Origin of the sequence: Pseudomonas sp. PDM30, assembly GCF_019218985.1 — a bacterium.
GTDB lineage: Bacteria > Pseudomonadota > Gammaproteobacteria > Pseudomonadales > Pseudomonadaceae > Aquipseudomonas > Aquipseudomonas jessenii.
Map to the genome: position 1 here is coordinate 1 of NZ_JAHUWM010000013.1, position 12,611 is coordinate 12,611.

General features: G+C 60.5%; 10 protein-coding genes. 7 read left to right on the forward strand and 3 right to left on the reverse strand.

The features are described 5' to 3' along the window. Positions 1–527: 527 nt before the first annotated feature. The 3 genes from KW840_RS25100 to KW840_RS25110 all read left to right on the forward strand — a co-directional run bounded on the left by KW840_RS25100 (position 528) and on the right by KW840_RS25110 (position 2,380). Positions 528–1,070, forward strand: coding sequence for a tetratricopeptide repeat protein (locus KW840_RS25100; protein ID WP_057714697.1), 543 nt, complete (start codon positions 528–530; stop codon positions 1,068–1,070). A 66-nt stretch (positions 1,071–1,136) separates the two neighbouring features. Then, a complete protein-coding gene (locus KW840_RS25105; protein WP_371318492.1) occupies positions 1,137–1,619 on the forward strand; it encodes an RNA polymerase sigma factor in 483 nt (160 codons plus the stop codon). Then, positions 1,619–2,380, forward strand: a complete 762-nt coding sequence (locus KW840_RS25110) for an anti-sigma factor (RefSeq protein ID WP_218498135.1) — start codon at positions 1,619–1,621, stop codon at positions 2,378–2,380. The genes KW840_RS25105 and KW840_RS25110 overlap by 1 nt, the downstream gene beginning before the upstream one ends. A gap of 47 nt (positions 2,381–2,427) precedes the next feature. Here KW840_RS25110 and KW840_RS25115 read toward each other — a convergent pair whose 3' ends face one another. Continuing rightward, on the reverse strand, positions 2,428–3,729 hold the full coding sequence (locus tag KW840_RS25115) for an ATP-binding protein (RefSeq protein WP_218498136.1): 1,302 nt from the start codon (positions 3,727–3,729) through the stop codon (positions 2,428–2,430). A 4-nt stretch (positions 3,730–3,733) separates the two neighbouring features. Further along, positions 3,734–4,435 carry a response regulator transcription factor gene (locus KW840_RS25120; protein WP_007985461.1) on the reverse strand — a complete coding sequence of 234 codons (702 nt, stop codon included), beginning with the start codon at positions 4,433–4,435 and terminating at the stop codon, positions 3,734–3,736. Positions 4,436–4,728: 293 nt separating this feature from the next. Here KW840_RS25120 and KW840_RS25125 point away from each other — a divergent pair, with 293 nt between their 5' ends. The 3 genes from KW840_RS25125 (at position 4,729) to KW840_RS25135 (ending at position 9,824) form a co-directional block, all read left to right on the forward strand. Then, positions 4,729–5,886, forward strand: coding sequence for an efflux RND transporter periplasmic adaptor subunit (locus KW840_RS25125; RefSeq protein WP_057714692.1), 1,158 nt, complete (start codon positions 4,729–4,731; stop codon positions 5,884–5,886). Positions 5,887–5,901: 15 nt separating this feature from the next. Next, positions 5,902–9,000: an efflux RND transporter permease subunit gene (locus tag KW840_RS25130; protein ID WP_218498137.1), complete on the forward strand. Its 3,099-nt coding sequence runs from the start codon at positions 5,902–5,904 to the stop codon at positions 8,998–9,000. Between the two features lie 182 nt (positions 9,001–9,182). After that, the gene (locus KW840_RS25135; RefSeq protein ID WP_218498138.1) at positions 9,183–9,824 is read left to right on the forward strand and encodes a DUF1345 domain-containing protein; all 642 of its coding nucleotides are present in this window, start codon (positions 9,183–9,185) and stop codon (positions 9,822–9,824) included. Between the two features lie 34 nt (positions 9,825–9,858). On the opposite strand, the gene KW840_RS25140 is transcribed toward KW840_RS25135, so the two are convergent. Beyond that, positions 9,859–11,526 (reverse strand): fibronectin type III domain-containing protein, encoded by a 1,668-nt coding sequence (locus KW840_RS25140; RefSeq protein ID WP_218498139.1) that lies wholly within the window; start codon positions 11,524–11,526, stop codon positions 9,859–9,861. Between the two features lie 214 nt (positions 11,527–11,740). On the opposite strand from KW840_RS25140, the gene KW840_RS25145 reads away from it, so the two are divergent. After that, positions 11,741–12,580, forward strand: a complete 840-nt coding sequence (locus KW840_RS25145; protein WP_218498140.1) for an AraC family transcriptional regulator — start codon at positions 11,741–11,743, stop codon at positions 12,578–12,580. Positions 12,581–12,611 lie beyond the last annotated feature (31 nt).

The following is a 12,611-nucleotide window of genomic DNA, read 5'->3' on the forward strand; positions in this document are numbered from 1 at the left end:
CCATGCTGGCAGCATGCAGCTTGAACTCGCGTGTATAGACCTTTCTTTCGTTCATGGAACCTCCAAGTTGGCGAAATCATATCGCCCTTAAGAGGTGTCCGGAATTATTAGGCCAGTTCAGCTTGCTTGCGATAGCGGAGGCTCAGTCGCCATCAACGTCGAATGACACTCCGCATCGCGAGCAAGCTCGCTCCCACAGGGCTACATCGGCGGACGCAGTAATTTTGCCCGGCACAAACCCTCTGTGGGAGCGAGCTTGCTCGCGATAGCGGTGTATCAGTCGAAATCAAAGTTGAATGACACTCCGCGTCGCGAGCACGCCCGCTCCCACAGGGACTCTTCAGCGCACACAACGCTGCACAAGGCACAAAAACCATGCATCCGCCCCGATATGAATTTTCCTTGAAAACACCATCAGGGCGTAACGAATAATTGTTCATGCTGCGGTGTTCTCGTCACATCAACCTTGCACTGCGTCTAGCGGGACGCGCCCCGATCTGAACCCATGAAGCTCTGGAGCAAAGCCCATGAATATTCGTTTTGCTGTTCTGACGCCCCCTCTGTTGCTGGCCGTTGCGTTGTCCGGTTCCCTCGCCCTGGCCAACGGCGGTGGCGGGGACGACGACGCGCCCATCAGACCCAACTGCCCGAAAGGTCAGGTGTTCGACAGCAAATCGAAACGTTGCGTCCGGCAGACCAGTAGCCTGGTGCCGGACGAAGACCGAACCAACTATGCCTATCGACTGGCCAAGGACGGGCGTTATGAAGAAGCCCTGGCCCTGCTCGACACGCTGAAACAGCCAAATACCGCAAAAGCGTTGAACTATCGCGGCTACGCCACGCGTAAACTGGGACGTACCGACGAAGGCATCGGCTATTACCTGCAATCGGTGAAACTAGACCCGCAATATGCGCAGGTCCGCGAATACCTCGGCGAAGCCTATGTGGTCAAAGGCCGGCTGGATCTTGCACAGGAGCAACTGCGGCAGATCGAATCCATCTGTGGCAGTACTCAATGCGAGGAGTACCAGGACCTGGCCGAAGCCATCAACGGTTCATCGAAAACCTGACAACCCGAGCGGACGGAGGTCGCCATCGCCAGCGATCAGGCAATACGAACGGAACTGAACCAGCATCTGGCGCGTTTATGGCGCTACGGACTGCTGCTGTCCCGGCAACGGCATGTCGCCGATGACCTGGTGCAAGCCACTTGCCTGCGGGCACTGGAACGGGCCGGGCAATACGTGCAGGGGACGCGCATGGACCACTGGCTGCTGAGCATTCTGCATTCGATCTGGCTCAACGAAGTCCGCGCCCGGCGGGTGCGCCAGGGGCAGGGTCAGGTAGACGCCGATCAGGCCTTGTCGTTCGATGGAGAATCCGTGGCGCAAACCCACGTGTTGGCAGCACAGGTCATCCGCCGCGTCGATGCCTTGCCCGAGGCCCAGCGCGAAACGGTGTTTCTCGCCTATGTCGAAGGCTTGTCCTACCGCGAAGTCGCCGAGGTGCTGCAAGTGCCCATCGGCACCGTCATGAGTCGCCTGGCCGCCGCTCGGGCGAAACTGGCCGAATATCCACCGTTGCACACGGTGCCCACCCCTAACCGAGGAGAACATTGATGAACGCGATACCCTCGGACGAACAACTGGTGGCTTACCTCGACAACCAACTCGATGCCGAGCAGCGCTCGCGCATCGACGCGGCCATCAGCGCCGACCCGATGCTCGGCCTGCGCCTGCAATGGCTGGATCGCAGCAGCCTGCCGTTCAAGGACGCCTACGATGAGCTGGCCCGACAGGCGCCGGTCGATCGCCTGCAAACCATGCTCGCCACACTGCCCTCACCCGCCCGCCCCGGGCTCAATCGACGCTGGTTCCTGGCCGCCGCGGCCGGGCTGTTGGCCGGCGGCGTGCTGGCGGACCGTTTGTTCCTCGGCTGGCAAGCGAGCCGACAGTCACATAGCTGGCGCGGCCTGGTGGCCGATTACATGGCGCTCTATGTGCCGGAAACCCTGGATCACCTGCCCGGCGATGAAGCTGCCCAACGGGCACAACTGCGTACGATCGATGCGCGTCTGGGCCTCAACCTCGCGCCGGCAAAACTGACCCTGCCCCGTGCCGAGTTCAAGCGCGCGCAAATACTCGAGTACGACGGTGCACCCATCGCCCAGATCACCTACCTCGATCCGGCCCACGGCCCCATGGCGCTGTGTGTTACCCGCTCCAACAGCGGCAGCCGCCATTTCGCCCGGGAACAGCGGCGCGAGCTGAACATCGTGTATTGGGCTGACATGGAACACGCCTGGATGCTGATCGGGCATCAGCCGATGGCGGACCTGGAAGAGATGGCGAAACTGCTGCGTAGTCGCCTGAGCACCTGAGAATCCCTGGCACAACGCAGGCGCTGCGGCAGCGCCTGCGAAGCGCGTCAGGCCGAAGCCGGCAACCACAAACGAAACCGAGCCCCGCCCAGCGGCGAGGCTTCCACCGTCAACGTGCCGCCCTGGGCTTCCAGTGCTCGGCGGCTGATCGCCAGTCCCAGTCCGAAACCACCCGTGGCGCGGTCGCGGCTGCGGTCGAGGCGGTAGAAAGGTTCGAAGATCCGCTCGCGTTCGTCATCCGGAATGCCGATGCCATCATCGTCCACCCAGATTTCACAGCCACTGGCATAGACCTGCACACCGATCTGAATACGCTTCTCGCAATAGCGCATGGCGTTGCGCAGCAGGTTTTGCAGGGCTCGGGCGGTCAGGCGCGGGTCCAGGCTGAAGCGTTCGAGCTGGCCGTGGAGCAACACGTCGATGACGATTTGCGGAGACTCCATTTCTTCGTCGACACTGCCGAGAATGCTGTCGATGAATTCATCCATCGAAACTTCGACCTGCTCCGGCAGCCGCGCCGGGTTTTGCAGGCGACTGTAGGACAGCAGCTCCAGCACCAATTCATCGAGTTCCCGAATGTGCGCCACCAGGCTTTGCAAGCGCTCGCGGCTGGCCGCCGGCAAGTCGTCGGACAGGGCCAGCGCCAGGCCGAAATCCAGGCGCGTCAGCGGCGTGCGCAACTCGTGGGACACCGCATTGAGCAGGTCTCGCTGCTGGTTGAGCAGGTTCTCGATGTCACCGGCCATGGTGTCGAACACACTGGCCAGGCTGCCGATGTTGGAACTCGGGGAAATTTGCGTACGCTCGCCCAAGTGGCCCTTGCCAAAGCGTTCGGCGGCGCCCTTGAGGCGCTCCAGATCACGCCAGTGCGGGCGCAGCCACAACAACAGGCACGCGAGCATGGTCGCGCCGATCAGGACGTTGATGCTCCAGTACAACAGATTGACGTCCAGCGGATCCGGTGGCACGACCATTTGCACCACGGTGCGCTCATTCAGCGGCGCGACCGCCAGCGTGCGCCAGCCCCAGTCGCCCACGCGCACGACGTTCTCGCCGCGGCGCAAGCGCTGCTGTTCATCGGGCGTCAGGCTGCTGTCGTCATTGCTACTGAGCACGATGTGCAGAGGAGAGAAGTCCTTGTCCATTTCAGCGGCCAGGGTCGGCCACTGTTCGGCCGGGACCCCCTGGAACTGTTTGACGATCAGCGTTTGCAGCCCTCGCGAGTAATCGAGGTTGTAGGTGACAAAGCGTTCCTGGAACACCTTGACCACCAGATCCGGCACCAGATAGATCGCCGCGCTGAACGAGACGATGGTCACCAGGTACAAACGAAAGAGGATTCTGAACATCGGCTCAGCATTCCCACTCGGATCGGCTGAACAGGTAACCCTTGCCCCACACGGTCTTGATCTTGCGCGCCTCGCCGGCGTGGTCGTCGAACTTGCGTCGCAGCTTGGAAATCGCCACGTCCACCGAACGGTCGGTGCCATTGAATTCGATGCCGCGCAAGCGTTGCAGGATCTGGTCGCGGCTCAACACCTCTCCGGCATGCCGGGCCAGCACCACCAGCAGGTTGTACTCGCCGCTGGACAATTCCACCAATTGCTCGCGCCAGGTGACGGTACGCTCGGACAAGTCGATGCACAGGTTGCCCATCAGAATGCGGTCGTTGGCAGTCTGCGGCTCGCTGAGGCTGCTGCGGCGCAACAAGGTCCGCACCCGGGCCAGCAGCACCCGCGGCTCGCAGGGTTTGGTGACGTAGTCGTCGGCCCCCATTTCCAGGCCCAGGACCTGGTCGTGGCTGTCGTCGCGGGCGGTGAGCATCAGGATCGGCAGGGTCGCCGAATCGGCGCGCAGCAGGCGACAGACTTGCAAGCCGTCGAGGCCGGGCAGCATCAGGTCGAGGATCACCAGGTCCGGCGGATTGAGCCGCGCACGTTCGCGCACATGGTCACCGCGGCCGATCACGCTGACGGAATAACCGTTGCGTTCCAGGTAACTGGCAATCAGTTCGGCGAGGGCGGTGTCGTCTTCGACCAGGAGGATGTTGGGCATGGGGTGTTTCCAGAAAGAGCCGTGGCGCCAGATATGCCGCCATCGCGAGCAAGCTCGCTCCCACAGTGGTCGGTGTTGTTCACAACATTCGTGTTCACATCAAATCCCGGTGGGAGCGAGCTTGCTCGCGATGGCAATCTATCTGGCGCAATAGAAATCAAGGACTGCAGGATATACGCCCTCACGCACACCTGAGTAAAACCCTTACACAATTTCACACAGCACCAACAAAGCTTCACCGCTACCCTCGCCTTCGCCCAGTAGGATGCTGGGGGTCTTTATTGGGGTATTACATGTCGAAGAATCTGCTTGCCAGGCTCAGCCTGATTGCACTGGCGTTGACACTGGGCGCGTGTGACAAGTCCTCGAATGCCGAGGAACAGGCGCCGCTGGCCACAGTTCGCATCGAGACCATCGAAGCGCGGCCACTGACCATCAGCAGTGAACTGAGCGGGCGGATTGCCGCACCGCGCATGGCCGAAGTGCGTGCCCGGGTGGCTGGCGTAGTCTTGCAGCGCACCTTCCGTGAAGGCAGTGACGTGAAACAGGGCGAAGTGTTGTTCCGCATCGACCCGGCGCCGTTCAAGGCTGACCTGGACAGCGCCGAAGCCGCGTTGCGCAAGGCTGAAGCCAACGCGTTCCAGGCCAGATTGCAGGAACAGCGCTACGCCCGGTTGATCGACGACAAGGCCATCAGCGGCCAGGACTACGACAACGCCCGGGCCAACGCCAGGCAGACCGCTGCCGACGTCGCCGGCAACAAGGCGGCGGTGGAACGCGCCCGGTTGAACCTAGGTTACGCCACGGTCACCGCGCCGATTTCCGGGCGTATCGGTCGCGCACTGGTCACCGAAGGCGCACTGGTCGGACAAAACGAAACCACGCCCCTGGCGCTGATTCAGCAACTGAACCCGATTCATGCCGACCTGACCCAGTCCACCCGCGAACTCAACGAACTGCGCCGAGCCTTCCGCTCAGGTCAGTTGCAGCAGGTCGGCCAGGACCAGGCCAAGGCCACGTTGATTCAGGATGACGGCAGCCTCTACCCGCTGCCGGGCAAAATGCTGTTCAGCGATATCACCGTCGACCCGGGCACCGGCCAGATCATCCTGCGCAGCGAGTTCCCCAACCCCGACCTCGACTTGCTGCCCGGCAGTTTCGTGCGCGTACGCCTGGAACAAGCGATCAACCAGCAGGGCATCAGCGTGCCGCAACGGGCCATCCAGCGCGACAGCGCCGGCATCGCCCAGGTGCTGCTGCTCGACGCCGAACAGCGGGTCGGGCAGCGACCGGTCGAACTGGGTGCCGTGCAGAACGATCGCTGGATCGTCACCGGCGGCCTGAAGGCAGGCGACCGCATCGTCATCGAAGGGCTGCAGCACGCCCGCCCCGGCGAGAAAGTGCAGATCGACGACACCCCTCTTCCACTTGCCCAGGCGACTGGTCAGTAAGCAGGACGCTTTTTTATGCCGCAGTTCTTTATCGACCGCCCGGTGTTCGCCTGGGTGGTTGCCCTGTTCATCCTGTTGGCCGGTGCGCTGGCCATTCCGCAATTACCGGTGGCGCAATACCCCGATGTTGCACCGCCACAAATCGAAATCTACGCCGTGTACCCCGGCGCTTCGGCGCAAACCGTGGACGAGAGCGTGGTCAGCCTGATCGAGGAAGAGCTCAACGGCACCGATCACCTGTTGTATTTCGAATCCCAGAGCAGCCTGGGCAGCGCCACCATCAAGGCCACCTTCCAGCCGGGCACTAACCCGGAACTGGCTCAGGTGGATGTGCAGAACCGCCTGAAAGCCGTGGAGTCTCGCCTGCCACAAGCGGTCATCCAGCAAGGTTTGCAGGTGGAGAAAGTCTCATCCGGCTTCCTGCTGCTGATCACCCTGACCTCCAGCGACGGCAAACTCGACGACGTGGCGCTCAGCGATTACCTGGCGCGCAACGTGATGAACGAGGTCAAGCGTCTGGACGGCGTCGGCAAGGCGCAACTGTACGGCGCCGAACGGGCGATGCGGATCTGGATCGACCCGCAGAAGCTGCTCGCCTTCAACCTGACGCCGGCGGACGTCAACACCGCCATCGTCGCGCAAAACGCCCAGGTGTCGGCCGGCAGCATCGGTGACCTGCCAACCCGCACCACCCAGGAAATCACCGCGACCATTCTGGTCAAGGGCCAGTTGTCGACCCCCGAAGAGTTTGCCGACATCGTCCTCAAGGCCAACCCGGACGGCTCGACCGTGCGCATCAGCGATGTGGCGCGGGTCGAGATCGGTAGCCAGGAATACCAGTTTTCCACGCGCCTGAACGGCAAACCGTCCACCGCCGTCGCCGTGCAACTGTCGCCCGGCGCCAACGCCCTGAACACCGCAACCCTGGTGCGGGCGAAGATGGACGAACTCAAGCGCTATTTCCCGGCGAACGTCGAGTACTCGATACCGTACGACACCTCACCCTTCGTCAAGGTCTCGATCACCAAAGTGGTCTACACCCTCTTCGAGGCGATGCTGCTGGTGTTCGCGGTAATGTTCCTGTTCCTGCAGAACATCCGCTACACGCTGATTCCGACGCTGGTGGTGCCGGTGGCGCTGATGGGCACCTTTGCGACAATGCTGGCGCTCGGATTTTCGATCAACGTGCTGACCATGTTCGGCATGGTGCTGGCCATCGGCATTCTGGTGGACGACGCCATCGTGGTGGTGGAAAACGTCGAGCGCATCATGGCCACCGAGGGCTTGTCGCCCAAGGAAGCCACGCGCAAGGCCATGCAGCAGATCACCGGGGCCATCATCGGCATCACTCTGGTGCTGGTCGCGGTGTTCATTCCGATGGCGTTCATGCAAGGCTCGGTCGGGGTGATTTACCAGCAGTTCTCGCTGTCAATGGCCACCTCGATCCTGTTCTCGGCCTTCCTCGCCCTGACCTTGACCCCGGCCCTGTGCGCGACACTGCTCAAGCCGATTGCCAAAGGCGAGCACCACGAAAAAACCGGGTTCTTCGGCTGGTTCAACCGTCGCTTCGAACAACTGACGGAGCGCTATCAGGGCTGGGTCGCCTATGCGTTGAAACGTACCGGGCGCTACCTGCTGATCTACGGCGTGCTGCTGATCGGCCTGGGCTTGGCCTTCAGTCGCTTGCCCTCCTCGTTCCTGCCGGTGGAAGACCAGGGTTACACCATCACCGACATCCAGTTGCCACCGGGTGCAAGCAAGAACCGCACGGTGCAGGTGGCCGAGCAAGTTGAAGCGCACAACGCCGGGGAACCAGGCATTCGGGACAGCGTGGTGATTCTCGGATTCAGCTTCTCTGGCAGCGGGCAGAATGCGGCGCTGGCGTTCAGCACGCTCAAAGACTGGTCCGAGCGAGGCAGCGACGACTCGGCGGCTTCGATTGCCGACCGGGCCAACGTCGCCCTCAGCCAGATCAAGGACGCGGTGACGTTTGCCGTACTGCCGCCGCCGGTGGATGGCCTGGGTACGTCCAGCGGATTCGAGTTCCGCCTGCAGGATCGCGGGGGTCTCGGCCATGAGAAGTTGATGCAAGCGCGCACCGAGTTACTCGCGGCAGCCGAAAAAAGCCCGATCCTGATGAACGTGCGCGAAAGTGCCCTGGCCGAGGCACCGCAGGTGCAACTGGTCGTCGACCGCAAGCAGGCCAACGCACTGGGGGTGTCATTTGCCGACGTCGGCAATGTGCTGTCCACGGCCGTAGGCTCAGCCTATATCAACGACTTCCCCAATCAGGGGCGGATGCAGCGCGTCGTGGTGCAGGCCGAGGGCGACCAGCGCAGTCAGGTGGAAGACCTGCTGAAGATTCACGTGCGTAACACCCACGAAAAAATGGTGCCCTTGTCAGCCTTCGTACAGGCCAGGTGGACTCAGGGCCCGGCGCAGTTGACCCGCTACAACGGCTATCCGGCGATCAGCATTTCCGGTGAACCGACCCCGGGCCACAGCACCGGCGAGGCCATGGCCGAGATCGAGCGGCTGGTGGCGCAAGGCCCGGCGGGACTGGGCCAGGAATGGACCGGGTTGTCGTTGCAGGAACGGTTGTCCGGCAGCCAGGCGCCGATCCTGCTGGGGCTGTCGCTGTTGATCGTGTTCCTGTGCCTGGCGGCGTTGTACGAAAGCTGGTCGATCCCCACCTCGGTGCTGCTGGTGGTGCCGCTGGGCGTGCTCGGCGCGGTGCTGGCCGTGACCTTGCGCGGGATGCCCAACGACGTGTTCTTCAAGGTCGGGCTGATCACCATCATCGGCCTGTCGGCGAAGAACGCGATCCTGATCATCGAGTTCGCCAAGAGCCTGTACGACGACGGCCACGACCTGATCGACGCGACCCTGCAAGCGGCACGCCTGCGGTTGCGGCCGATTGTCATGACCTCCCTGGCGTTCATCCTTGGCGTGGTGCCTCTGGCGATCGCGACCGGCGCCAGTTCGGCGAGCCAGCAGGCCATCGGCACCGGGGTGATCGGCGGGATGATCACGGCGACGCTGGCCGTGGTGTTCGTGCCGGTGTTTTTTGTGGTGGTGATGAAACTGGTGCGCAAGCGCCATAAAAACATCTAAACAACACCACCGATTACCTGTGGGAGCGAGCTTGCTCGCGATGAGGCCGTCACATTCAACATCCATGTTGACTGTTACACCGCTATCGCGAGCAAGCTCGCTCCCACAGGGGATCCCGGTGATTTCAAGATTGTGCTTACCTGGGCTAAGGTGTTTGCAATACTCCGACCCATCGAGCGCTCATGCCCTACCTCAGCCACACCCACCCTCGCCTGTCCGCCGCCACGACGCTCGGTATCGCGGCGGGTATCCTGGTTCCGGCCGATTCGGTCATCGGCAAAATACTCATCGGCTGGAATGCCGGGGTCTGGACTTACCTGATCCTGATGTCCTGGCTCGTCGTGCGTTCGAAAGCGACTGATGTGAAACGCATTGCCGAAATCGAGGACGAGAACGCCGGGCTGGTGCTGTTCGTGGTGTGCATTGCGGCAATTGCCAGCCTGGCAGCCATCACCCTCGAACTGGCCGGCGGCAAAGATCTGGAAACCACCCGCAAACTGCTGCACTACGGCTTCACCGCTTTGACGGTGATCGGCTCCTGGTTGCTGATCGGGGTGATTTTCAGCGTGCACTACGCGCGCCTGTTTTACACCTGGGAAGGCAAGGAGCCGGCGTTGCGTTTTGCCGAAGGTCTGACGACACCCAACTACTGGGACTTTTTGTACTTCTCGTTCACCGTCGGCGTGGCGGTGCAGACCTCGGATGTCGGCGTGGCGACACGGGAATTGCGCAAGATCGTGCTGGCGCAGTCGTTGATCGGTTTTCTGTTCAACACAGCCATTCTCGGGTTCTCGATCAACATCGCCGCCGGGTTATTTGAGTAAATCGGCATGAGTGGTTACTTCAGGGCTTGGCGAACTAGAGTTCGCCCTCGATTTCAACACTTACTGACGCAGGCGCGGAGTGATTACCGCTGAGATCCAGCGCACACACCTCAAATGAGTATGTACCGGAAGGCAAGTCAACGGCAGTGTAATGGGTCAATGGTGTGCGATCGAAATACTGCTGATTATTGTAAATAACGTAATCACAGATACCGACGTCGTCGGTGGATTCATCCCACGCGAGCGTGACGGAATCAAGGGTCGATCCCATCTTGCGCAAGTTTCCAGGAGCGCTGGGCGGGATAAGATCCTGGGGTTCATAAACAACGACAGTGGGTTCGGACAACTGTCCGTAGATATCAAAAGCACTGACGCTGATTCTGTACTCCGTGTCCGGGATCAAGTTATTGAGGTGAATGCCTTGAATGAACAGTACGTCTTGCAGGTGCTCGTCATCCTTCATGATCCTTACACCCGTAGCCGCATCACCGTGCGCGAAAGTCCACTCCAACTTGGCTGAGCTGGAGCTCAGTGCACTGATACTGACGGTCGGTGCATTGGGTCTAGGCGCTGGCGCCTGCCCTGTCGTTTTGAAGACGCTCATCGGGCTGCGTTGAGAGATATTTCCATCCTTGTCGCGGCCGCGCACGAAAACATAGTGATAGGCACCAGGAGCCAGCCCACTGAAGTTCATGTGAGTGTCCGGAGTGTTGAACAATACAAATCCGTTCAGGGTAACCCGATAGTCGGTGACGCCTGCATTGTCGTTCGAGGGCTGCCAGGTCAAATTCGCGGAAGTGTCTGTAATTTCAGTGACGACGGGGGCTCCAGGCCGGCTTGGAGGGGTCGTGTCAGCAAGCGTCGCCTCCAGAGTCACCACTGCCGAGGTGTCCCCGTCAAGTTGTGCGTGGACCGCAAACTTGAAGTGATGCGGAGCAGGTCCCGGAGAAAGATCCGACAACTTGAAGTTGTAGCCCCAGCGGCCAGGGGCAGCCGTAAAATTTTCGCCATTGATGGATATTTCATGTGCCGGGCGTTTTTTGAAGAGCGGATCCCATGCCAGCCTACAGATCCCGTTAAGGTGGCTGAACCTCAGATTGGTTGGCGGGCGCAGACTGGTTTTAAAAGCAGTGGCAACAGGTTCGGAACTGCCTGCAGCATTGATCGCCAGTACCTTGACGTGATAGTCGCTATGATTTTGCAGGTGCGTAATCAGGACATATGGCTGGGCGGTCTGTTTGATGAGAAAGTCGTTCAGGAAAACTCTATAGCGAATGTCCCCGCCATTGTCAGTGGACGGGGTCCAGCTCACTTTTACAGAGGTACTGGTTAACTCGCTCAACTCCAGAGGGCCCGGTCTGGAGGGCGCGAGTAATTTGAATTTGAACAAGCGTAACGGACTGGGCTGCGAAACATTATTGCTGGCAGCTATTGCCCTGACGTAAAGCAAGTGCTCGGTATCTGCGTTCAACCCCGTCAATTCAAAAGGCGGTCGGGTCACACTTCTTGTTTGAATGCCTTCTCCGAACACTTCATAACCAATTGCATTCGGACACAAGTTGCAGGTTGAATAGGGCTCGTCCCAACTCAACAAGGCGCTTGTCGGACCGTTTCGTCCGCCAATCAGATGACCTGGAGCACAGATCTGTACCTCAACCGCTCCTGTGGCAACAGTGGATGAACGGGAATCAAACGGCTTCATGTCATGGGTACTCTGCACAAGTAATGTCGCCGCAGTAAAAAACATTTGCGTCGACTGCACCACTATCAGAACTGTGAGTGGCAAGACGGTGTATTTGTGCTAAGTCTGGCCGGCTTGTGCATGGTAACAACGTCCCTCCAGTGCACAAATGTTCTAACCATTACCCTCGAGACGGGCGTTAAATGAGCAGGAAAAACGATCCCACAGGTTCAGCATGACGTCTCAAAACTGGCTCGATCTGGCCCAGGACGCCGATACCGGCATCGAGACCCTGCGTGCGCATTTCGAGGGCCATGCCTACGACCCGCACTGGCATGACAGCTATCTGGTGGGTGTCACCGAGCAAGGGGTGCAGCAATTCAATTGTCGACGAGCCAGACACCAAAGCACGCCGGGGAAGGTGTTTTTGCTGGAACCGGGCGACATCCACGACGGTGAGGCGCCGACCGCGGATGGTTTTACCTATCGCATGCTGTACCTCGACCCACAGTGGTTGCAGCGTGAGTTAGGCGCGGTGTTTGACAACGCGCCGGACAACAGCGAGTTGAGTTTCACCAACACCCTGGCCAGCGATTCGCGCCTGACCCACGCCACCAGCCTTGCGTTTGAGACGCTGCACGGTGGTGAAATGAAGATCGTTCGCCAGACCGCGCTCGATGGCTTGCTCGAACGCCTCACCAGCCATCTGCACTGGCGCACTCGCTATGGCGAAGATCCGCGCCTGCCCCTGGTTGCGCAAAAGGCCCGGGACTATCTGCACGCCAACGCACAATACGACATTGGCCTCGACCAACTGGCCGCCGTCACCGGTGTCGACCGCTTTCGCCTGACCCGTGCGTTCAAGGCTGCATACGGTATGGCGCCCCATGCATATCTGGTGCAATTGCGTCTGGCTACGGCACGTCGAATGCTGGCCCGTGGTGAGCAACCTGCAACCGTGGCCATGACCTTGGGCTTTGCCGATCAGAGTCACCTGGGTCGCTGGTTCGTGCGCGCCTACGGTCTGACACCAGCGCTGTACCGCAAGCGTTGCTCAAATCTTCCAGACAGCTAAGCGCCCGGCTTGTGAAGATCAACTTCAATGA